The sequence below is a fragment of the Streptomyces sp. NPDC001002 genome, assembly GCF_053599215.1.
Map to the genome: position 1 here is coordinate 1 of NZ_JBSFLV010000144.1, position 22,683 is coordinate 22,683.

A 22,683-nucleotide genomic window follows, 5' to 3' on the forward strand; every position below is an offset into this window, starting at 1 on the left:
CAGCCGCTCCGCGCGTCGTCCCCCCGCGACGGTCCGAGCAGCCGCTCCGCGCGTCGTCCCCCCGCGACGGTCCGAGCAGCCGCTCCGCGCGTCGTAAACGCCTTCCGCCCAGCGCGAACCGGCACTGCCCGAAAGTGTGAATGCCCCTGATGCCACGGCGTGTCGCGGACGCGGGACCCGCACCCTTCGACGTCAGGAACGGTGTGGCGGACAGCAGGGGGCGGATGTGGCGAGGCGGCAGTGGCCGACGGAGTTGGGGGACCGGGCCCGCTACCTCTTCGACAGCACGCTGGCCCGCAGCACCGGTGCGCTGCTGGGCTGGCTGAGCGCGTGCTGTCTCGCGGTGGTCGTACCCGTCAGCGCGCTGCTGGTGTGGACGGACCCGAAGGCTCCGCGGTCCCTGTCGGGGCGGCTCACGGACGTATGGCGCACCAGCGCGGAGACCCTGCGTCTGGGCGGGATGACCGGCGCGCCCCTGCGCATGCTGCTCTCCGCGCTCCTCGGCCTGATCGCCCTGCTCTGCGTCTCGACCCTGGTGGGCGTGATCACCACCGGGCTCGGCGACCGGCTGACCGAACTGCGCCGAGGCCGCTCGACGGTGCTGGAGCGGGAGCACGCGGTCGTACTCGGCTGGTCGGACCAAGTCTTCACGGTGGTCGGCGAGTTGATCGCCGCCCGGGCCGGGCGCAGGGGAGTGGTCGCCGTGCTCGCCGACCGCGACACCGCGGAGATGGAGGCGCGGCTGCGGGCCTCGCTCAGCGTCCGCGGCCGGGCCCGTCTCGTATGCCGTACCGGATCGCCGACGGACCCCCAGGCCCTCGCGCTGGTGGCCCCGGCGTCGGCCGGCTCGGTGCTGGTGCTGCCGACCGAGGACGCCGACGCGGACCTTCAGGTCGTACGCGTCCTGCTGGCCCTTCGCGCACTGCCCGCCGTGCAGGACCCAGCGCCCGTGGTCGCCGCGGTGCGTGACCCGCGCTACTTGCCGGCCGCACGACTGGCGGCTGGTCCGCGCGGCACGGTCCTGGAGTCCGACCTGGCCACGGCCCGCCTGCTGGTACAGGCATCCCGGCGCCCCGGACTGCCGGCGGCGCTGCGGGACCTGCTTGACTTCCACGGAGCCGAATTCCACATCCTCGACGCCACCGACCTGGCTGGACTGACCTTCAGGGAGGCCGCTCTCCGCTTCGAAGAGGCCTGTCTCGCGGGGCTGTTACGGGACGGCGGCCGACCTCTGCTCGCGCCGCCGACGGAGACCGTCCTCTCGCCGACGGACCGACTGGTCGTCGTCGCGCACGACGACACCGATCTCCCGTCCACCGACTGCCGCGAGCACGTCGATCCCACCGTCTTCGCAGCGCCCGGTCCGCGCCCCGACAGACCCACACGCACACTGCTGCTCGGCTGGAACCGCCGTACCCCATTGGTCGTTGACACCCTGCGCCGGACCGGCGAGCCGGGATCCGTCATCGACGTGGTCGTCGGCCCGGACGACACACCGCCGGAGGAACAGCCCGCGCGACTCGACGTGGTCCTTCGAATTGCCGACCCGGTCGACCCCGAAACACTGCGCGCCCTCGACCTGTTCGACTACGACAGCATCGTTGTCTCGGGACCGGACGCCGACGCGGGCCCCGAACGGCCCGACGACCGGACCCTGTTGACCCTCCTCATGCTGCGGTCACTGGAGGAGGAGGCGGGCCGGGCGCTGCCGGTGGTGGCCGAACTGCGCGACCACCGCAGCCGCCCGCTCGCCCCCTTGGGCCCGGCCTCCGACGTGGTGGTGCGGGGCGAACTCACCGGTCTGTTGATGGCGCAGATCTCCCACAACCCCGCGCTGGCCCCGGTGTTCGAGGAAGTCTTCGCTCCCCGCGGCGCCGCGCTCGCTCTGCGCCCGGCGGGCGACTATGTGCGGCCCGGCTGCGACGCGTCCTTCGCGACGGTCGTGGCCGCGGCACTTGAGCGCGGCGAGTACGCGATCGGCCACCGCGGGCAAGGCCAGGACACCGCGCGCCGCGACGACGGATTCAGGCTCGGCCCGCGCAAGACCGACCAGCGCGTGTGGACGGCCGAGGACGAGATCCTCGTACTGATCTCTGCTGCCGGCGGGCACGACACCGTGGTCGGCGGGCTCGACGGCGTACCCGGGATGCGGCGAGCGCACGAAGGCGGCGACGCGCCGACCGGCGTACCGCCGGCCTGACACCGGCGCTCCGCTCAGCGGCTTCAGTAGCCCAGGCTGGTCGTGTAGGCGCACTCGGTGTAGATGTAGCCGGGCGTCAGCTTGGCGGTGTCCGAGGCCGGGGACTTGCCGAGGCCGGTCTGGGACTTGTGGACGAAGTAGGTGGTGCCGGCGGGCAGTCGGATGGTCTTCTGCGGGTAGTTCTTGCCGCTGTCGCTGCACGGTTCCGAGGCGGACCCGAGAGAGGTGAGCAGCGAGGAGTAGGTGGAGCAGCTGCCGCAGGCCTTGAGACTGAAGCTGCCGGTCACCGGGCCGGTGTACATGACGGTGATGTCGTCGGGGCTGTCGTTCTTGACCGTGACGGTGATGCTGCCGCCCGATCGGGTGGTCGGCAGGCTCTTGCCGGCCGCGGGCACCGTCTCGGCGACCTCCGCTGCGATGGCTATCTTGCGGGCACGACTGCGGTTCGCGCTCCCGGGGTTGTCCTTGATGAACTTGTTCATGGAGGTGATGGCCTCGCTGAAACTGCCCTCCTTGTACTGGTCCACCCCGCAGTTGTACGTGCCCGACGCCGCGCTCCGGTCGGCGCGATCGGCGTTCTGGTCGAGAGCGTCGCTCAGCGCGGCCTGCTCCGAGGGCACGCTACGAATCTGCGTGGAGAGGGTGTCCAGGCGTTCGACGGCCGCGCACGGATTGTTGCCGCGCACGGACTTGACCGCCTTGCCGACCTCGGCGGCGATCGCGGGCTCGACCTTCTTCGCCTGCTCGGAGTCCGGGAACGTCGACAGCAACTCGCCGAACTGCGTGGGCCAGTCCGCGTTGCGGCCGCTCAGCGACACTGCCGCGCACTCGTAGAGGGAGGTGGCCAGCCGGTCGTCGGGCCAAGTGGACAGGGACCCGAGGGTCTTCTTGTCCATGGTGCGCGGGACGGTACGGAGGAACTTCAACGGCGCCACCGCCCCGCAGTAGTTCTCCTCCGCGTAGGGAGCGGCGACGGTGGAGTAGTAGCTCTTGAGGCGGCTCGGCACCTGCGCGGCGGCCCGCGAGGACGGGTGGTCGTCGGTCAGCCCGTGGTAGACGGTCAGCGCCTGGCGGTACTCGGTCTCGGCGAGTTCGAAGGTTCGTGTGCCGCCCGATCTGACCAGCTCGTCCGCCTGGGCCAGTCGGTCCAGGAGCATCTGCTCGATCGCCTCGTCCCGTGCGTCGTCGTACAGCACGACGCCTCCGGCGGGGACGACCAGCAGCACGATGCCGAGCCCGGCCGCGAGCAGGGGATTCGGCGGCCACGCCAGCCGTGTGCGCAGGCCGAGCCACGCGCCGTGGGCGGCTGCCGCCAGGAGGAGGATCAAGTACAGCGCGACCAGCGCGCCGGGGACCCCGTTCGGGTCCGCGGGCAGTGCCACGACGAGCAGGAGTGCCGTCGCGGCGAGGCACGCGATCATCAGCCCCCAGCGGCGGACGAGGGCGTACCCGAGTCCCAGCCCACTGAGGTTGAGGAACCCCACCGCGAAGGCCCGCCACGGGTCCGCCGGAGCGGGTGGCGGTGCGGTCGGCATGGGTGGAACGACAAAATCCGGACGCGCCTCATGGTCCCAGGACATGACGGCTCCCCCAGTCAATCACGCCTGAATCTCCCTGAGTTGACAGTGTACGGCCAGTCGCGGGGGCGGGACAGAGGGTGAATCGAAAAGAGGTACGGGTCCGCCGTCCCCCTCCGCGGATTCATACCGGAGCAGTAGCCGGCGACCCGCACGCGTACCGCGGTTTCAGTAGACGGTCCTCCGGATGCGGCAGACGGGAGTGCCAGTAGCCGCACGACGACGGGAGGACCCCTGCCGCGAAAGCCTGGTCGGACAAGCGAGAGCAGATGCGGAGTTCCCCGACGTGGCTACTTTTCTGTATCGACTGGGCCGATTGGCCTTTAGGCGGCGTGGTTACGTCGCCCTCATGTGGTTGGCGGTCCTGGCCGCCGTCGGACTGGGGTCCCTGCAGGCACCGGGAGCCTCCGACGAGGACTTCTCGATGCCGGGCATCGAGTCCCAGAAGGCGTTCGACCTGATGCAGGAGCGGTTCCCCGGCGCGGCCGCCGACGGAGCCACCGCACGAGTGGTGTTCGTCGCCCCCGACGGGTCGAAGGTCACCTCGACCGCCCACAAGAAGGCGATCGAGGAGGCGGTGGACGCCCTCGGCGACGGCTCCCAGGTGGCTGGTGTCGCGGACCCCTTCACGACCAAGGCGGTCAGCGACGACGGCTCCACCGCGTACACGACCGTCACCTACAAGGTGACGTCGTCCGAGATCACCGACGCCAGCCGTACGGCTCTGGAGAAGGCCGCCGACCAGGCCCGGGACGCCGGTCTGACCGTGGAGGAGGGCGGCTCCGCCATGGACAGCGGCGGCGCGCCCGGCGGTGTGGCCGAGTTCGTCGGCATCGCGGTGGCGGCCGTCGTGCTGCTGGTCACCTTCGGCTCGCTGGCCGCCGCCGGGCTGCCGCTGCTGACGGCGATACTCGGTGTCGGCGCGAGCATGTTCACGATCACGATCCTGTCCGACGCCCTCGGTCTGTCGACCAACACCGGCACCCTCGCGATGATGCTGGGGCTGGCGGTCGGCATCGACTACGCGCTGTTCGTGGTCTCCCGCTACCGCGAGGAACGCGCGAACGGACACGCTCCGGAGGAGGCGGCCGGTCTCGCGGTCGGCACGGCCGGCTCCGCGGTGGTCTTCGCGGGCCTGACCGTGATCATCGCGTTGGCCGGTCTGTCGGTCGTCGGGATCCCCATGCTGACCAAGATGGGCCTGACCGCCGCCGGCGCGGTCGTCGTGGCCGTGGTCATCGCCCTGACCGTGGTGCCCGCGCTGCTCGGCTTCTGGCCCAACGCCGTGCTGTCCGGCGCCGCACGAGGCAGGAGCCGGGCCGGACGCCTGCTCCGCCGGCCGAAGTCGGTCAAGTCCGGGGCGCGGGAAGGGGCGTCGGCGATCGACAACCGCGGCACCCGCTGGGCCCGCTTCGTGCTGCGCCACCCGATTCCCGTACTCCTGCTGGGAGTTGTGGGCCTCGGCGTCCTCGCGGTTCCGATGGCCCAGTTGGAACTCGGTATGCCGGGCGACGAGGCCAAGGCGACCTCCACGACCGAACGCCGCGCCTATGACGCCCTCGCGGAGGGTTTCGGCCCCGGCTTCAACGGTCCGCTGACCATCGTCGTGGACGCCAAGGGAAGCGACGACGTCAAGGCCGCGGCGAGCACGATCAGCGACCGGATCGCCGACACGCGAGGCATCGTCTCGGTGACGCCGCCTCGCTTCGACGACGCCGGGGACACGGCCGTGTTCACCGCGACACCGTCGACGGGCCCGACCGACGAGAAGACCAAGGACTTGGTCAAGGCCATCCGCGGTGAACGTCCCGCCATCGAGTCGGCGGCCGGGGCTTCCTTCCAGGTCACGGGCACCACCGCACAGAACATCGACGTCGCCGCAAAGGTCCAGTCGGCGCTGGTGCCCTACCTCGTCACCGTCGTCGGCCTGGCCGTCGTCCTCCTCCTCGTGGTCTTCCGGTCCCTGCTCGTCCCCCTCAAGGCGGCACTCGGCTTCCTGCTCTCGGTCCTCGCGGCCCTGGGCGCCGTCGTCCTGGTCTTCCAACAGGGACACGGCGCGGGCGTGTTCGGAGTGGAGCAGACCGGGCCGATCATGAGCCTCATGCCGATCTTCCTGGTGGGCATCGTCTTCGGACTCGCCATGGACTACGAGGTGTTCCTGGTGTCCCGCATGCGGGAGGCGTACGTCCACGGTGAGCCGGCCAAGGAGGCGGTGGTCTCCGGGTTCCGGCACAGCGCCCGGGTCGTCGTGGCAGCCGCCCTGATCATGATCGCTGTCTTCGCGGGCTTCATCGGCGAGAGCGACTCAATGATCAAGATGATCGGTTTCGGCCTGGCTACCGCCGTGCTCCTCGACGCCTTCGTCGTGCGGATGGCGATCGTGCCCGCCGTCCTCGCCCTGCTCGGCGACCGGGCCTGGTGGCTGCCGAAGTGGCTGGACCGGCGGCTGCCCCGGGTCGACATAGAGGGCGAGGCCCTCGATCGGCGTCCGGCCGACGCCACGGACGGGCATCCCGACTCGGACCCGACCACGGACGAGCCGGTGCAGGCGCGCGTCTGACCGGGCACATCCGGTCGGCGTGGGGCTGCCCGTGACGAGGTCGCGGGCGGCCCCACGCAGCGCTGTGCGCCTCATGTCGTCCACCATGGGGTCGGGACACTTCACCCGGAGAGACAGATGACCACCAGCATGCAGCGCTCCACGAGGCACCGGCACATCGCCACAGACACCGTGATGGCCCTGGCACTGGTCGGCTGCGTCACGCTCGGTTCCTCGATCGCCGTTCACGGCATCACCCAACCGGACCGGTCCTGGCCCGCCGAGGTCCTGGCAGCCGTCATCTGCCTCGCCCAACTGAAGGCCCGCACCCATCCCCGGAGCGCCCTCGTGGTCGCCGCGGTCTGCACGGTGATCACCGTGGCCCTGGGGTACCTGCTGACGCCTCTGCTGCTCGCCCCGCTGATGATCGCCCTGTATCGGCTGGCCGCCGACACCGACCCCAGGACCACACGTCTGTACGGAGCCGCGACCATGGCGGTGGTGGTCGCCACCGCCGTGCTGGACATGCCCACGGGCGACATGATCCTGCTGCGCACCGTCGGCCCCGTGCTGTGGCTGATGCTGCCCCTGGTCGGCGGCAGCCGGGAGCGCCTGCGCCGGCACTACACGGACTCCGTGCAGGCACGCGCCGCGTACGCCGAGCGCACCCGCGAGGAGGAGGCCCGGCTGCGGGTCGCCGAGGAGAGGATACGGATCGCCCGCGACCTCCACGACGTCGTGGCCCATCACATGGCCGTCGCCAACGCACAGGCCGGCACCGCCCGCCACCTCGCTCCCACCCACCCCGAACAGGCGCAGAAACTGCTCGGCGAACTGACCGCCACCACGTCCTCGGCGCTGCTCGAACTCCGGGCCACGGTAGGGGTGCTGCGCCAGCCCGACGACCACGACGGTGACTCCCTGGAACCCGCCCCCGGCCTCGACCGCCTTCCCGAGCTGATCGCGAAGTGCGAGACCGCCGGTGTCGAGGTCACCGTGACGACCGAGGGAGAACCCCGGCCTCTGTCACCGGGCGTGGACCTGACGGCGTACCGGATCATCCAGGAAGCCCTCACCAACGTCACCAAGCACGGCGCGGGCAAGGGCGCGTGCGTCCGCCTCACGTACTCCGACAGCCGCCTGCTGATCTCGGTCACCAATGACGGAACCGGCACTCCCGCGTCGGTCCCGGGCGGGGGCTACGGTCTGATGGGCATGCGTGAGCGGGCGCACTCCGTCGGCGGCGACCTGCTCGCCGGTCCCCGGCCGGAGGGCGGTTTCGAGGTCTCCACCGCCCTGCCGCTGCACTCCCTCGCCCCGGAAGAAGACGAGGCCACCCTGTGACCATCCGTGTCCTGCTCGCGGACGACCAGGCCCTGCTGCGGGGCACCTTCCGGCTGCTGATCGACTCCTGCGCCGACATGGAGGTGGTGGGCGAGGCCGCCAACGGCGAGGAGGCGGTGGAGCTGGCCCGCGTCCATCGCCCCGACCTCGTCCTGATGGACATCCGCATGCCCGGCACGGACGGTCTCGCCGCCACGGCCGCCATCTGTGCGGACCCCGACCTGGCCGGCACCCGGGTTCTGGTCCTGACCACGTTCGAGACCGACGAATACGTGGCCAAAGCACTGCAGTTCGGCGCCAGCGGCTTTCTCGGCAAGCACGTCACCACGGACGCCCTGCTCGCCGGCATCCGCACCGTCGCCGCGGGCGAGGCCCTCCTCTCGCCCGGCGCCACCCGCGCCCTCATCACCCGCTTCCTCACCGCCCAGGCCCCCGGCGTCCTCCTGGCACCCCCGGAACGACTGAACGAACTCACCCCGCGCGAACGCGAACTCACCGCACTCGCGGCCCGAGGCAAGTCCAACGACGAGATCGCCGAGGAGCTCTTCCTGAGCGTGCTCACCGTGCGCAGCCACATCCAACGCGCCCTGACCAAGCTCGGCGCCCGGGACCGCGCCCAACTCGTCGTCATCGCCTACCAGACCGGACTTGTACGACCCGCGGCACCGCGACGCTGAACGATGGCCGCCCCCAACGTCAGGGCGGCGCGGAAGGATCCTGGGTTCGCCGGTCGAATCGGCGCACACCGGGCGCCCAGGCACGGGACACTGTGTCCGTGTCGTACCACCTACCGCCCCTTCTTCCCGGATTCGTCGGCCGCGAGCGCGAGTTGACCGCCCTCGCCGACGCCCTCCGTGAGCACCGCCTGATCTCGCTGACCGGGGCCGGAGGCGTCGGCAAGAGCCGGCTGGCGCTGCAGGCCGCCCACGGGTTCCATGAGGCGACGCGCCGCGAGGTGGCGTGGGCCGATCTGTGGCAACTGCCCGACGACCGGCTGCTGGTGGCCACCGTCGCCGACGCGCTCGGCTTCGCCGACCACACTCCGGCCGTCCCCCTCGACGCCCTGAGCGGGTGGCTCGCGGACGAGGATCCGCTGCTCGTCCTGGACTCGTGCGAGCACCTGTTGGACGGGTGCCGCTCCCTGGTGGCCCAACTCCTGCGGGAATGCCCGCGGTTGAACGTTCTGGTCACCAGCAGGGAGCCGCTCGGCCTGCCGGGAGAACTGCGGATCTCGCTGGGCCCGTTGCCCTTCGGGTCCGATGCGCTGAGCCTGATGGAACGGCTGGCCGCGGAGGCCGGCCGACCGTTGACGGACACGGCGGACATGGTGGCGGCGACCCGGCTGTGCGCGCGGCTCGAAGGCATTCCGCTGGCGATCGAGCTGGCCGCGGGTCAGCTGGCCGAGCGCGACATCCACCAACTGGGCCGCCAACTCGCCCAGTTGCTCGATCTCAGGACGCCTCAACCGCGCGGCGGCCCACGCCGGCATCAGGCGCTGCGGACGACCATCGGCTGGAGCCATGAACTGTGCGCTCCCGCCGAACGCCTGCTGTGGGCACGGCTGTCGGTGTTCCGCGGCCCCATGGACGCCGACGCTGTACGCACGGTGTGCGCGGGCGGTCCGCTCACTCCCGAGGGGGTGGAGGAGGCGCTGGCCGGGCTCGTCCGCAGATCCGTGCTGACGCGCTTCCGGGACCGCTACCGCATGTTGGACACCGTCCGTGAGTACGGCCGGATGTGGCTCGACGCCCTGGGCGAGTCCGACCGGATCGCCGACCGGCATGCCCGCCATCACGCGCGGACGGCGTGGCGGGCCGACCGGGCCTGGTTCGGAGTCGACCAGGTCCACTGGTACCGCTGGATCAGCGCCTCCCATGTCGACCTCTGCACGGCCCTCGACCACCTGCTGGCCGCCGACCCCGCAGCGGCCGTGGAGATGGCGGGGCACCTCGGCTTCTTCTGGAGCTGCTGCGGTCATCTCCCCGAAGCCGCCCGGTATCTCGAAGAGGCGCTGCAGTCGTCCGCCGTGCCCGGGCCGGCCCGCAACCGGGCGCTGTGGGCGCTGGGGGTCGTCAGAGTCCTGCGCGGCGAGCACGACGCGGGACGTGATCTGGCAAGCGCCTGCCGTCGTCAGGCGGAGCAGGCCGGGGACGCCGACGGCGTGCTGCGGGCGGCCTACCTGCTCGCGCTGACCCACCTGCTCGGCGGCCGGCCGCTCGCCGCCGAGCACGTCGTGGACACGGCCCTCTCCCAGGTCGCCGCAGGGCCCGCCCTCGCGGCCCCTCGGGCCATGTGCCGTTTGGCGCGCGTCTTCGCGCTCACCGCGCGTGGACTCCTCGACCGGGCCGGCGAGGGCGCCGAGGAACTGCGGCGGGAGTCCCTGGAGCGAGGGGAGTGGTGGACCCGTTCCTACGCCGACTACCAGCTCGCCCTCATCGCGTTGTTCGAGGACCGCGCCGACAGCGCGACCGCCCACGCCACGTCGATGCTGGAGGGCAAGCTGCGGATCGGGGACAGCTTCGGACTCGCCCTCGGTCTCGACCTCCTCGCGTCCGCCCTCGCCGCCCAGGGCGCGGCCGAGCGAGCCGTCGCCGCGCACACGGCCGCCGAGCGGTACTGGAACGCGGTCGGCCATCCGCAGCGCGGCACACCGGAGCTGGGTCCGGTCCGGGATCGGTACGAGGCGATCGCCCGCTCGCAGCTGGGCGACGCCGGCTACGACGAGGCCGCGGCGCGCGCGATGCTGCGCGGACCCGGCGCGATCACGCGCGAGCTCCTGGGCCGTACGCCTCCGAGTGGGTGAATCCCCGGACCCGACCGGCGCAGAAGTGGGGAAGTCTTTGCCCTTGGCCGATTTCCGCTGAGGCGGACCCGGTGACACCGGGCTTCACGGGTTTCGCGCATGCAAAGTGAGGCTGAAAACGCCGGGTGATTCGGGCCGGCCGTGTTACGTCCGTGTTGACCGCCCCCGGGGTGCGGCGCACCCTCGTATATGGATGGTGAATACATCTTGTTTGCATGCGGGGCGTGTTCGCCTGCCGGTAATCGCAGGTGGGAGCAAGTCCCGTGGCGAACTCGGAGCGGGAGGCAACGTATGTGCGGCATCACCGGGTGGATCTCCTTCGACCGCGACCTGCGCACTGAGGCCGCCACATTGGATGCGATGACCGAGACGATGGCCTGCCGCGGCCCCGACGACCGCGGTGCGTGGCTGCGGGGCCCGGCGGCCCTCGGGCACCGCAGGCTCGCGATCATCGACCTGCCCGGCGGACGGCAGCCGATGAGCGCCGACACCCCGCACGGCAGCGTGGCGCTCGTCTACTCGGGAGAGACCTACAACTTCACCGAACTGCGCCACGAACTCACCGGCCGGGGCCACCGGTTCACCACCGACTCCGACACCGAGGTGGTGCTGCGCGGCTACCTCGAATGGGGCGAGGAGATCGCGGAACGGCTCAACGGCATGTACGCGTTCGCGATTTGGGACGGCCGGCAGGACAAGCTCGTGATGATCCGCGACCGTATGGGCATCAAGCCCTTCTACTACTACCCGACGTCCGACGGAGTCCTGTTCGGCTCCGAACCCAAGGCGATCCTCGCCAACCCGCTGGCCCCGGCCCGCGTCACGCTCGACGGGCTGCGCGAGCTGTTCACCATGATCAAGACGCCGGGGCACGCCGTCTGGGACGGCATGGCGGAGGTCGAACCCGGCACCGTCGTCACCGTCGACCGTTCGGGCCTGCACCGCCGGGTCTACTGGGAGTTGGAGACCCGGCCGCACACCGACGACCGCGACACCACCGTCGCCACGGTCCGCACCCTGCTCGACGACATCGTGCGCCGTCAGCTCGTCGCCGACGTGCCCCGCTGCACCCTGCTCTCCGGCGGCCTCGACTCCTCCGCCATGACCGCCATCGCCGCCCGTCAACTGGGGGAGCGGGGCGAGAAGGTGCGCAGCTTCGCCGTCGACTTCGTCGGCCAGGCGGACCACTTCGTCGCCGACGAACTCCGCGGCACCCCCGACACCCCGTTCGTCCACGACGTGGCCCGCACCGCGCACACCGAACACCAGGACATCGTCCTGGACGCACAGGAGCTCGCCGACCCCGACATCCGCGCGAAGGTGATCAGGGCCCGCGATCTGCCCGCCGGGATGGGCGACATGGACGCCTCGCTGTACCTGCTGTTCCGCGCGATCCGCGACCAGTCGACCGTCGCCCTGTCCGGCGAGTCCGCCGATGAAGTCTTCGGCGGCTACCTCCAGTTCTTCGACGAGGAGGCCCGGCGCGGCACCACCTTCCCCTGGCTCGTCCGCTTCGGCCGCCACTTCGGCGAGGACGCCGGCGTCCTGCGTCCCGACCTCCTCGCCGCACTCGACCTGAGCGGATACGTCGCCGACGGCTACCGCACGGCGATCGAGGGCATCCAACGCCTCGACGGCGAGAGCGACTTCGAGTACCGGATGCGGCGGATCTCCCACCTCCACCTCAGCCGGTTCGTCCGCATCCTGCTCGACCGCAAGGACCGCGCGAGCATGGCCGTCGGTCTCGAAGTACGCGTCCCGTTCTGCGACCACCGGCTCGTCGAGTACGTCTACAACGCGCCCTGGGCGCTCAAGTCCTTCGACGGCAGGGAGAAGAGCCTGCTCAGGGAGGCGACCGCGGATGTGCTCCCGAAGTCCGTGTACGACCGGGTCAAGAGCCCCTACCCCTCGACGCAGGACCCCAAGTACGCGGCCGCGCTCCAGGACCAGGCCAAGGACCTGCTCGCGCGGCCCGCCCACCCGGTCTTCGACCTCGTCGACCGCGACCGCCTGCAGCGCGTCGCCCACCGCGAGGAGCCCGTGAACACCCAGGCGGAACGGCGCGGTCTGGAGCGCGCGCTCGACCTGGCCCAGTGGTTCGACATGTACCGCCCGGACGTCAGGACGGCCTGAGCGGCATTCCGGTTCCCCGCCCCCACCCTGACAGTTCACAGGATGTGGTGCTTCCCGTTCGCTGCCAGGGTGGGTCACCGGCGAAGATCGAACGGAGGAGCCGATGTCCACCTCACGACTGCTCACCTCCCGGCTGGGGGCCGCGGCCGGTACGGCCGTCCTGCTGGCCGGTGCCGGGCTGCTGGCGGCCACCCCCGCCCAGGCCGCGCCCCGCGCGTGTCCGGGTTCCGGACCGGGCGACCCGGCGCGCTGCGCCCAGGTGATCGGCATCGACCCGGGCTCGTCCCTGGTGATGCGCACCGCCCCGCGCTACAGCGCCGGCGCGGTGGCCCGCTGGGGCAACGGCCAGTGGCTGGAGCTGGATTGCTGGACCACCGGCGACCCGGACGCGGACGGCCACGGCTACCGGTACTGGATGCTCGTCTCCACCGGCAGTTCCAGCGGCTACGTCAACGACTGGTACCTGGACAGCGGCGGCCCGGCCACCTGGAAGCCCGTGATCCCGCAGTGCTGAACCGGCCGACCCGCGAAAGGAACGAACACCTGTGAACAGCAAGTCCCAGCGGTCGGCACGGTCGTCGCGCCGTCCCCGCGCCCTCGCCGCGGCGGGCGCCGTGCTCGCCGTCGCCGCCACCACCGTGCTGACCGGAGCGGGGCCGGCCGGTGCCGCGATCCACGAGTGCAGCATCTCCGGCGACCGGGCCAAGTGCGCCTACGTCACCGGAATCGACGCCGGCTCCGCCCTGGTGGTGCGCACCGCCCCGCGCTACGGCGCCTCCCAGTCGCCGGTCTTCAGCCGCTACCACAACGGCGACCAGCTCGGCCTGATCTGCTGGACCACCGGCGACCCGGACGCGGACGGCCACGGCTACCGCTACTGGATGCACGTCGACAACGGCATCGGCGACGGCTACGTCAACGACTGGTACCTGGACACGGGCGGCCCCGCCACCTGGAAGTCCCAGATCCCGCAGTGCTGACGACCTGAACGAACCGTGGGCCCCGGCGAGCCGACCGCCGGGGCCCATCGGTCTGTCAGCAGGCGCCCTCGTCCTGCCAGGGACCCCACTCGGCGGCGCCGGGTGTCTCGTTCTGGGTCCACCACTTGGCCTTCCAGTTGTGGTGGTTGTAGGAGGCCTCGTCGCCCTGCACGTAGACCGAGGCCGAACTCCACGCCGTCTTGCACCCGGTGGGGGTCGGCGTGGGCGTCGGGGTCGGGGTCGTGGTGGGCGGAGTGACGCCCGCGAACTTCACCGAGTACTTGGCGAAGTCCCAGGCGCTCTGTGCCACGCTGGAGCAAGTGCCGGACGTGACACCGCCGTTGTCGGGAGTCGCACACTGGCGATCACGGTTGAGAGACCAGAACGTGAAGCGGTCCATGTTGTGCGAGGTCGCGTAGTCCAGCACGGTCTGGAAGTCGCTCTGGGTGAAGTACTCCCCGGTGTCGCTGCGCCCGTTCATGCCCGAGAAGCCCTCATGGGCGTACGCGGTCGCCGCGTCCCAGCCGAACGTGGACTGCAGGATCGCGTTGAAGTTGGTGAGCGCGCTGGTCTGCGAGGCCGCGCCGTTGAAGCCGCCGTCGAAAGGCATGATGGAGAAGTTGTTCGGGGTGAACCCCTGCGACTTCGCCTCCAACAACATCTGTTTGCCGAACCAGCCCGTGCCGTCCGCCGTGCCGGCCGTGGTGACGGAGACGTAGAGCCCGGGGTTGTTCTGCTGGAGGATCTTGGCCGCGCCGATCTCGTTGTGGATCGCCGCCGTGTTCTCGTACTCCGGCTCCTCCAGGTCGAAGTCGATGGCGTGCAGGCCGTACTTGGTGATGACCTGCTGGTACGCCGCGGCCGTCGCCGCCGGGTCCGCGCAGGCCTGGCCGAGCTTTGTGCCGCCGTATCCGCCGATGGAGACCGACACATCGCCGCCCTTGGCGCGGATCGTGTTGACGACCGACTGCACCGCGGTGTCGGAGGAGACGGATGCCGTACCGCCCCAAGTCGGCGTGCAGCCACCGCCGTTGGGGGCGAGGACGAAGGCGAGTTGGAAGGCCTTGAGGCCGGTGGCGTCCATGATGGCGGACGCGTCCGGCGGGTTGTTGTCGAGCGGCATCAAGTACGGGGCGGCGGCGTACCAGCGGTTGCTCAGCGCGGTCGTCGCGCCCGAGGCGTTGGTCGCGACGAGAGCGGTCGTGGCGGCCGCGACGGTGGTGACCGCGGCGGCCGCGCCCAGACATGCCCGAAGACGTCTCACTCTGTGCCTCCAGTGGAGAAGTGGGGGAGTGGGGGGAGGTCCCAGGGTGATGAGGGTGAGATGACCACGTCAACGGAGTGGCCTAGACCAAACACTTCTTTGGACTAGACCATGCAACTCCTTTACCCGGGGCCGGTTTTGGCGCGCCGCACCCGCACCCGACCCGCGCCCGTGAAAACTTCGTTGCTTGAGTCAAAGTGAGCAAAGGTCTCCGGATTTCTCAATCTCGCTGCACGGGGGTTGTCCGGACATTAGGTCGGGTCCTAGGGTCACCCGAAGGCGCAAGCGCTTTCTGCCCGTCCGTCGTCCCTGTCCGTGGGCCGTCAGAGGAGTACCGCATGTCCGCACGCCCCGTCCGCCGCAAAGTCGCCGTGGTCGGCACCGGCTCCATCGTCAGCGGCAGCCATCTGCCCGCGCTGCGGGCCCACGCCGAGCGAGTCGAGCTGGTCGCCGCAGTCGACGTGGACCAGGGCAGACTCGACGCCTTCCGGGAGCTCGCGGGCGAGGGGGTCGCCGGATACACCTCGATGGACGCGATGCTGGACGCCGTACACCCCGATCTGGTGCTCATCGGGACCCCGCCCTCCCTGCACCGGGAGCAGACGGTGGCCGCGCTCAAGACGGGTGCCTGGGTGCTGTGCGAGAAGCCGCTGACCCTGTCCCTCGCCGAGTACGACGAGATCGCGGCGGCCGAGGAGGCGTCGGGCGCGTACGCCTCCGTGGTCTTCCAGCACCGCTACGGCTCCGGCGCCGTCCACGCGCGTGAGCTGATCGCGAGCGGCGAGCTGGGCGCCCCGCGCGTGGCCCACTGTCAGACCACCTGGCACCGCGACGAGGCCTATTACGCCGTGCCGTGGCGCGGGACCTGGGCCAGCGAGGGCGGTGGCCCGACCATGGGCCACGGCATCCACCAGTACGACCTGCTGCTGCACCTGCTCGGCCCGTGGACGGAGATCCGCGCCATGGCGGCCCGACTGGTCCACGACACCGAGAGCGAGGACGTCGCCACCGCCCTCGTGCGCTTCGAGAACGGCGCCCTCGCCACCGTCGTCAACAGCGTGCTGTCACCCGACGAGGTGAGTCGCATCCGCGTCGACTGTGCGGACGCGACCGTCGAACTCACCCATCTGTACGGACACCGCAACGAGGACTGGGTCTACACCCCGGCTCCGCAGGTGGCCGCCGAGCGCGCCGCCGCCTGGCGCACCCCCACCGCCGACGTGCCCAGCTCGCACACGGCCCAGCTCGGCGCCCTCCTCGACGCGTACGACAACGGTGTCAGGCCGCCCGGCAGCGGTCCCGACGCCCGTGCCACCCTCGAATTCGCCGCCGCCCTCTACAAGTCCGCGTTCACGGGGCAACCGGTGCACGCGGGCGAGATCGCACCGGGTGACCCCTACTACCCGGCGATGCACGGCGACCACCCCCACTGGGCCCCCAAGGAGCGCGCATGAGCATCCGCGTCAGCCACGTCCACGGCGACCACATCGCCGTCGCGGCCGCGAACGGCACGGAGATCCTCCGCTACGTCTACCGACCCGACCCCGAGGCCTTCGAGGCCCGCAAGCCGTACGCCCACCCGGTGCGCACCCTCGCCGGGCACACGGTGACCGGGTACCGCCCCAAGGACCACCGCTGGCACAAGGGCTTCCAGATGACGGCCAGTCACCTCTCCGGCCAGAACTTCTGGGGCGGCAACTGCTATGTGCACGGCGAGGGTTACGTCCGCCAGCCCGAACGCGTCGGCTCGATGCGGCACGACGGCTTCCCCGAGTTCACGGTCGACGACGACCGGCTGGCCTTCACCGAGGAGCTCACCTGGGTGGAGAACGGCGGCGCCGAATGGGCGCGCGAAGTACGGGGGTTGACCGTCCACTCCGTCGACGAGGAGGCGGGCGCCTGGGCCTTCGACTGGTCGATCCGGCTCACCAACGTCCGCGACGAGCCCCTCGTCTTCGGCTCCCCGACCACCGAGGGCCGTGAACTGGCCGGCTACACCGGCCTGCAGTGGCGCGGCCCGCGCGACTTCACCGGCGGCACGGTCTTCGGCCCCGACTCCGACGGCGGCGCCGAGAAGTTGATGGGCAGTCAGGGCCCCTGGCTCGCGTACACCACCGATCACGACGACGTCGACGGCCATTCGACGATCGTCTTCGCGCACGCGCCCGAGAACCTGGACGGGTCCGCGATCCACGAGTCGCACTGGTTCGTGCGCTCCGAGCCCTTCCCGACGGCCGCGTTCTCCTGGGCGTTCTTCGAGGAGTTCGAGCTGCCGCCGGGCGAGTCCTTCGCGTACCGCTACCGCGTGGTCGTCGCCGACGGCGCCTGGGACCACGACGGCGTCGACGCCTACCTGAAGGGCCTGCCGTGGTGAACGAACCCAAGCCCACGCTCCCGCATCCGCTGCCCGGCGCCGTCGGCCTGTCCCATCTGAGCGCCTACGACTGGGAGGCCGCCGACGGCGTGTGCGGCGGCAGCCCGCATCTGCACCTGGTCTGCACCGAGGCGTACGTCGTCACCGGCGGCCGGGGCGCGGTGCAGACGCTCAGCCCCGACGGCTACCGGGACATCCCGCTGGAGGCGGGCTCGGTCGCCTGGTTCACCCCCGGCACCGTGCACCGCATGGTGCAGGGCGGCGATCTGCGGATCACCGTGCTGATGCAGAACAGCGGGCTGCCGGAGGCCGGGGACGCCGTCTTCACCTTCCCGCCCGACGTGCTCGCCGACCCCGAGCGGTACGCGGCCGCGGCCACCCTCCCGCCGGGCACCGGCGAGGACACGGCGGCCGCGGCCCGGAAGCGGCGGGATCTCGCTGTCGAGGGCTATCTCGCCCTGCGCGAGTCCCTCGAAGCGGGCGACAACCTTCCGTACGCCGACTTCCAACGCGCCGCCGCCCGGCTGGTGCGCGCCAAGGTGCCCGCCTGGCGCGAGCTGTGGCGGGCCGGCGCGCTCGCCACCGCCGAACGCACCGGCGCCCAACTGGACGCGCTCGCCGAGGGCGAGCCGGCCTATCTCGACCGGGCGACCGCCTACGAGACCGCGCCCACCCGCCTCGGCGGCTTCGGCATGTGCGGCCGACGCGACGAGTACAACCTGCCCGGCACGACGCTGCCGTACCAGGGCGCATGACATGACCGGGGGCACGGGGGCCGTGAAGACAGGTCCGAGTAAGAGATGAGGTGACCTCGGTACATGCCCGGACACAGGACAAAGGGGTTCTGCGCAACGGCCGCCGCACTCGCGCTCTGCGCGATGCTGGCCGGTTGCGGGGGATCCGGGGATTCGGTCGGCGGTGGCGGCAAGGTCGTGCTGCGCTACGCCTGGTGGGGCAACCCCGACCGGGCGGCGCTGACCGACAAGGCCGTCGCCCTGTTCGAGAAACGCCATCCGAACGTGACGGTGCAGACGTCGTACTCCGGTTACGACGCCTACAAGCAGAAACTCGCCGTGCAGGCCACGGGCGGCGACGCACCCGATGTGATGCAGCTCGACTACCGCCAGATCAACCAGTACGCCAACGGCGGTGTCCTGCTCGACCTCGGGAAGCAGAAGGCCGTCCTGCAGACCGACGAGATCGACAAGGGTCTGCTCGCGACCGGCGTGGTGGACGGCACGCAGTACGCGATCCCGCAGGGCCGCGGCACCGAGACCATCGTCTACGACGCCAAGGCCTGGAAGGACTCGGGCGTACCCCTCCCGGAGAAGGGCTGGACCTGGGACGACTGGGCCGACGACATGCGCGCGCTGGCCGAGAAGACCGGGAAACCCGGAGCCACCGACCCCGGCTGGAGCGAGGACGGCTTCGAGGTCTGGCTGCGCGGCCAGGGCAAGTCGCTCTACACCAAGGACAACCAACTCGGCTTCACCGCCGACGACTTGACCAAGTGGTGGACCTTCACCGATCAACTCCGGCGCGAGGGCGCGGTGTCGCCCGCCGAACAGACCACGCAGCTCGCCGGGTTCGTCGAGAACACCCCGCTGGCGCGCGGCAAGGCGACCTCCGACAACAACTGGGACGCCCCGGCGAGCGGTTACGCCTCGTTCATCCCGACCGGGATCGCGCTGGCGCCGATGCCGTCCGGCGAGGACGGCACACCGGGCCAGTACTTCAAGCCGTCGATGTTCATGGGCGTCTCGGCCCACACCGGTCATCCCAAGGAGGCGGCCGAACTCATCGACTTCATGATCAACGACAAGGACGCGGCGAAGATCCTCGGCGCCACCCGCGGCATCCCGGTCAACGAGACCATCCGCGCGGAGACCAAGTCCCAGCTCCAGGGCTTCGACAAGACGATCTCCGACTACCAGGCCTCCGTCGACGGCACCCTCAAGGATCCGCCGCAGGCCCCGCCCTCCGGCGACAACGCCCTGCAGTCCACCTTCCAGCGCGACTACGACCAGGTGTCGTACGAGCGTCTGTCGCCCCGCGAGGCGGCCGAGAACTACATCACCGAGGCGAAGGCGGAGCTGAGGTCATGACCACCACCGAGATCCCCGCGCCCACCGCCCGCCCGAAGCGTGCGGCGAGCGCACCCAAACGCCGTCCCAAGCGCGAACGCGAGGGCGCCGCCTGGGTGTTCCTGTCCCCGTGGGTGCTCGGCGCGTGCCTGCTCACGATCGTGCCGATGGCCGTGTCGCTGTACCTGTCGTTCACCGACTACAACCTCTTCGACCCGCCCCACTGGGTCGGCCTGCGCAACTACACGCAGATGTTCACCGAGGACCCGCGCTACTGGCGCTCGGTCGTGACGACCCTCGAGTACGTCGTCATCGCGGTGCCCCTGCAACTCGCGCTCGCCCTCGTCGTCGCCCTGGCCCTGAAGTCCATGCGGCACGGCAAGGCCTTCTACCGGTCCGCGTTCTACGCCCCCTCGCTGCTCGGCGCCTCCATGTCCATCGCGCTGGTCTGGCGGCAGGTCTTCAACGACGGCGGTCCGGTGGACAACGCGATCGGAGGCGGCGGCTGGATCAACAGGCCCGGCCTGTCGCTGCTGGCCGTGGCCCTGCTGACGGTGTGGCAGTTCGGCGCGCCGATGGTCATCTTCCTCGCCGGACTCCAGCAGATCCCCGCCGAGCTGTACGAGGCGGCGGCCGTCGACGGGGCGGGCAAGTGGCGGCAGTTCCTGTCCATCACCGTGCCGATGCTGTCCCCGGTGCTCTTCTTCAACCTGGTGCTCCAGACCATCCAGGCCTTCCAGGTGTTCACCCCCGCCTTCGCGGTCAGCGGAGGCAAGGGCGGGCCGGCCGACTCGACCCTCGTCTACACCCTCTACCTCTACGACCGCGGCTTCGTCGCCTCCCACATGGGCTATGCCTCCGCCATGGCCTGGGTGCTGCTCCTGGTGATCGGTGCCGTGACGGCAGTGCTGTTCCGCAGCTCGCGTTCGTGGGTCTTCTACGCGTCCGAGGGGGACCGATGACCGCCATCTCCACCGCCGGCGACACCGACCGCAAGCCCGTGGCCTGGGGCCGGATCGCGCTCCATGTCGGGTGCCTGGCAGCCCTGTTGGTGGTGCTGTACCCGCTGGTCTGGCTGCTCACCACCTCGCTCAAGCCCGCCAACGAGGTCATCACCAGCCTCAACCTGCTGCCCAGCCACCTGGAGTGGTCCAACTACAAGACCGCCCTGGACGGCGTGAACGACGTCTCCATCTGGCGGCTGCTGTCCAACTCGCTGCTGATCGCGGGCGGCGCGGTCATCGGCAACGTGATCAGCTGCTCGCTCGCCGCCTACGCCTTCGCCCGGCTGCGCTTCCGCTTCCGCGGCCCGCTGTTCGCTTTCATGATCGTCACGATCATGCTGCCGCACCACGCGATCCTGATCCCGCAGTACATCATCTTCAACCAACTCGGCCTGGTGAACACCTACTGGCCGCTGATCCTGCCCAAGTTCCTCGCCACCGAGGCCTTCTTCGTCTTCCTCATCGTGCAGTTCATGCGCGGGCTGCCGCGCGAACTGGAGGAGGCCGCCCGGATCGACGGCTGCGGACCCTTCCGCAGCTTCTTCCTGATCGTCCTGCCGCTCACCCGGCCGGCGCTGATCACCACGGCGATCTTCACCTTCATCTGGACCTGGAACGACTTCTTCACCCAGCTCATCTACCTCTTCGACCCGGACAAGTTCACGCTCACCCTCGCCCTGAGCTCGTTCGTGGACTCCTCCAGCCAGTCGGCGTTCGGCCCCATGTTCGCGATGTCGGTGATCGCGCTCCTGCCGATCGTGCTGTTCTTCCTCGCCTTCCAGCGCTTCCTGGTGGAGGGCATGGCCAGCTCGGGACTCAAGGGATGAGCGGCATGCGCACACGAGAGCCCGGCGAGGTCTTCGGACCGCGGATGACCCTGTTCGCCGACATGCTGAGCGTCGGCCTGCTCACGGCACTGCTGTGCCTCCCCTTGGTGACCGTCCCGGCCGCCCTGTCGACCGCGTGCGCGGTCCTGCGGGGCGGAGCGGCGGGCCAACCCGCCACCGCGGGGCGGTACTTGGAGGTCCTACGGCGACGGCTGCGGACCGGCGACCTGGCGGCCGGGGGCGTCTTCCTGACCGGCGCCCTGGTGGTGGTCGCGGACCTGGCCCTCGCCGGGGCCGGGCTGCCCGGGGCGCCGGTGTTCGCGGTGGTGGCCTCGGCCATCGCCGCGGGCGCCCTGGTCGTGGGCCTGCGGGCCTGCGCCAGGCCGGAGTCGCTCACCGACTGGCGGGCCGCCCTGCGCGAGGCCGCCCGGGACGCCGTACGCGACACGGGCGGCAGCGCCCTGGTGCTGCTCGCGGTGGCGGCGGCCGTCGCGAGCGCCTGGATGCTGGTGCCGCTGGCCTTCCTCACCCCCGGGCCGCTGGCGCTGGCACTCACGGCTGTCGACATCCGTTTGGCTGCTATGTCCCAGAGTTAAGGGTGAATTAGGGGACTTGAGGTGTGAAAGGACGCTTGAGGTGCCGATCATCTTGACATGAACCTGCGGCCCGACGGACGGGCCGCAGTCTCATGGAGGTGTGGAATGCACCGCAGACCGGCCACCGCACTGGGCGCCTCCGCCCTGGCCCTCGTCACCGTCGTCGCCACCGCCGCAGCCGCCGAAGCCGCTCCCGCCGACAAGCCCCAGGTGCTGTCGAGTTGGACCCAGACCAGCGCGTCGAGTTACAGCCAGTGGACCGCCGCCCGCGCCAACCAGGCCGCCTGGGCCGCGTACGCCTTCGACTGGTCCACGGACTACTGCTCCTCCTCGCCGGACAACCCGTTCGGCTTCCCCTTCGCCACCTCCTGCGCCCGGCACGACTTCGGTTACCGCAACTACAAGGCGGCCGGCGCCTTCGACGCCAACAAGGACCGCCTCGACAGCGCCTTCTACGAAGACCTCAAGCGGGTCTGCCTGAGCTACAGCGGCGCGACCAAGACCACCTGCAACAGCACGGCTTGGACCTACTACCAGGCGGTCAGGGCCTTCGGCTGAGACACCGCCGGCGGCGCCCGCCGGGGCGTCCCGCAGGTCCGGCAGGCAAATGCCCGTGCTTTCGGGGTAGTTGGGGGTACTCGGAGTCCACGTGGGGCGACGACCTCAATCAACGGAAGGGGCGGACATCATGCTGGCCATCATTTCTGCGGTCCTGTTCTTCATCGCTTTTCTGATCAACGCGGCCGACATCTCGACCAACGACACCTTCACCTCGACCAACGTGATGTTGATCGGGCTCACCTTGCTCGCGCTGCATGTGGCCGGAATCGGAAGCGGGTGGTCGGTGCGGGGCCGTGGTCGCCGGTGACGGACGGGGTGGGCTGCGCCGACAGCCCACCCCGTGCGTATCGGCCCCGGTGGCGGACCGGTGCCTCTGCCACCAGGCTGGCGGCAGAGG

At 70.6% G+C, this 22,683-nt stretch carries 19 protein-coding genes; 17 read left to right on the forward strand and 2 right to left on the reverse strand.

Annotated features, from left to right (window positions below; genetic code table 11):
- Positions 1 to 226: 226 nt before the first annotated feature.
- Complete coding sequence (locus ACWDR3_RS39090) at positions 227 to 2,200, forward strand: CASTOR/POLLUX-related putative ion channel (RefSeq protein WP_450357349.1); 1,974 nt, start codon at positions 227 to 229, stop codon at positions 2,198 to 2,200.
- A 23-nt stretch (positions 2,201 to 2,223) separates the two neighbouring features.
- On the opposite strand, the gene ACWDR3_RS39095 is transcribed toward ACWDR3_RS39090, so the two are convergent.
- Positions 2,224 to 3,735, reverse strand: a complete 1,512-nt coding sequence (locus ACWDR3_RS39095; RefSeq protein WP_450357350.1) for a hypothetical protein — start codon at positions 3,733 to 3,735, stop codon at positions 2,224 to 2,226.
- Positions 3,736 to 4,063: 328 nt separating this feature from the next.
- Here ACWDR3_RS39095 and ACWDR3_RS39100 point away from each other — a divergent pair, with 328 nt between their 5' ends.
- From ACWDR3_RS39100 to ACWDR3_RS39130, 7 genes are all read left to right on the forward strand, one after another.
- The gene (locus ACWDR3_RS39100; RefSeq protein ID WP_450357351.1) at positions 4,064 to 6,337 is read left to right on the forward strand and encodes an MMPL family transporter; all 2,274 of its coding nucleotides are present in this window, start codon (positions 4,064 to 4,066) and stop codon (positions 6,335 to 6,337) included.
- A gap of 117 nt (positions 6,338 to 6,454) precedes the next feature.
- Positions 6,455 to 7,660, forward strand: coding sequence for a sensor histidine kinase (locus ACWDR3_RS39105; RefSeq protein ID WP_450357352.1), 1,206 nt, complete (start codon positions 6,455 to 6,457; stop codon positions 7,658 to 7,660).
- A complete protein-coding gene (locus ACWDR3_RS39110) occupies positions 7,657 to 8,337 on the forward strand; it encodes a response regulator transcription factor (RefSeq protein WP_450357353.1) in 681 nt (226 codons plus the stop codon). Before ACWDR3_RS39105 ends, ACWDR3_RS39110 begins: the two co-directional genes overlap by 4 nt.
- Positions 8,338 to 8,435: 98 nt before the next feature.
- Complete coding sequence (locus ACWDR3_RS39115) at positions 8,436 to 10,463, forward strand: ATP-binding protein (RefSeq protein ID WP_450357354.1); 2,028 nt, start codon at positions 8,436 to 8,438, stop codon at positions 10,461 to 10,463.
- A 291-nt stretch (positions 10,464 to 10,754) separates the two neighbouring features.
- Complete coding sequence (gene asnB, locus ACWDR3_RS39120; RefSeq protein WP_450357355.1) at positions 10,755 to 12,596, forward strand: asparagine synthase (glutamine-hydrolyzing); 1,842 nt, start codon at positions 10,755 to 10,757, stop codon at positions 12,594 to 12,596.
- 103 nt (positions 12,597 to 12,699) lie between these two features.
- Entirely contained in the window at positions 12,700 to 13,110 is a 411-nt protein-coding gene (locus tag ACWDR3_RS39125; RefSeq protein WP_450357356.1) for a hypothetical protein, read from the forward strand.
- A gap of 31 nt (positions 13,111 to 13,141) precedes the next feature.
- Positions 13,142 to 13,576 carry a hypothetical protein gene (locus tag ACWDR3_RS39130; protein ID WP_450357357.1) on the forward strand — a complete coding sequence of 145 codons (435 nt, stop codon included), beginning with the start codon at positions 13,142 to 13,144 and terminating at the stop codon, positions 13,574 to 13,576.
- Positions 13,577 to 13,631: 55 nt separating this feature from the next.
- On the opposite strand, the gene ACWDR3_RS39135 is transcribed toward ACWDR3_RS39130, so the two are convergent.
- Positions 13,632 to 14,840, reverse strand: coding sequence for a carbohydrate-binding protein (locus tag ACWDR3_RS39135; RefSeq protein ID WP_450357358.1), 1,209 nt, complete (start codon positions 14,838 to 14,840; stop codon positions 13,632 to 13,634).
- 338 nt (positions 14,841 to 15,178) lie between these two features.
- On the opposite strand from ACWDR3_RS39135, the gene ACWDR3_RS39140 reads away from it, so the two are divergent.
- The 9 genes from ACWDR3_RS39140 to ACWDR3_RS39180 all read left to right on the forward strand — a co-directional run bounded on the left by ACWDR3_RS39140 (position 15,179) and on the right by ACWDR3_RS39180 (position 22,593).
- Complete coding sequence (locus ACWDR3_RS39140; RefSeq protein ID WP_450357359.1) at positions 15,179 to 16,294, forward strand: Gfo/Idh/MocA family protein; 1,116 nt, start codon at positions 15,179 to 15,181, stop codon at positions 16,292 to 16,294.
- Positions 16,291 to 17,214, forward strand: coding sequence for a DUF6807 domain-containing protein (locus ACWDR3_RS39145; protein WP_450357360.1), 924 nt, complete (start codon positions 16,291 to 16,293; stop codon positions 17,212 to 17,214). Before ACWDR3_RS39140 ends, ACWDR3_RS39145 begins: the two co-directional genes overlap by 4 nt.
- Positions 17,208 to 17,969 (forward strand): cupin, encoded by a 762-nt coding sequence (locus ACWDR3_RS39150; protein ID WP_450357361.1) that lies wholly within the window; start codon positions 17,208 to 17,210, stop codon positions 17,967 to 17,969. Before ACWDR3_RS39145 ends, ACWDR3_RS39150 begins: the two co-directional genes overlap by 7 nt.
- Positions 17,970 to 18,032: 63 nt before the next feature.
- Positions 18,033 to 19,319 (forward strand): ABC transporter substrate-binding protein, encoded by a 1,287-nt coding sequence (locus ACWDR3_RS39155; RefSeq protein WP_450357362.1) that lies wholly within the window; start codon positions 18,033 to 18,035, stop codon positions 19,317 to 19,319.
- Positions 19,316 to 20,260 carry a carbohydrate ABC transporter permease gene (locus ACWDR3_RS39160; RefSeq protein WP_450357363.1) on the forward strand — a complete coding sequence of 315 codons (945 nt, stop codon included), beginning with the start codon at positions 19,316 to 19,318 and terminating at the stop codon, positions 20,258 to 20,260. The genes ACWDR3_RS39155 and ACWDR3_RS39160 overlap by 4 nt, the downstream gene beginning before the upstream one ends.
- On the forward strand, positions 20,257 to 21,129 hold the full coding sequence (locus ACWDR3_RS39165) for a carbohydrate ABC transporter permease (protein ID WP_450357364.1): 873 nt from the start codon (positions 20,257 to 20,259) through the stop codon (positions 21,127 to 21,129). The genes ACWDR3_RS39160 and ACWDR3_RS39165 overlap by 4 nt, the downstream gene beginning before the upstream one ends.
- Positions 21,126 to 21,725, forward strand: a complete 600-nt coding sequence (locus tag ACWDR3_RS39170; RefSeq protein ID WP_450357365.1) for a hypothetical protein — start codon at positions 21,126 to 21,128, stop codon at positions 21,723 to 21,725. The genes ACWDR3_RS39165 and ACWDR3_RS39170 overlap by 4 nt, the downstream gene beginning before the upstream one ends.
- A gap of 105 nt (positions 21,726 to 21,830) precedes the next feature.
- Complete coding sequence (locus ACWDR3_RS39175) at positions 21,831 to 22,283, forward strand: phospholipase (RefSeq protein ID WP_450357366.1); 453 nt, start codon at positions 21,831 to 21,833, stop codon at positions 22,281 to 22,283.
- Between the two features lie 130 nt (positions 22,284 to 22,413).
- On the forward strand, positions 22,414 to 22,593 hold the full coding sequence (locus ACWDR3_RS39180) for a hypothetical protein (protein WP_450357367.1): 180 nt from the start codon (positions 22,414 to 22,416) through the stop codon (positions 22,591 to 22,593).
- Positions 22,594 to 22,683 lie beyond the last annotated feature (90 nt).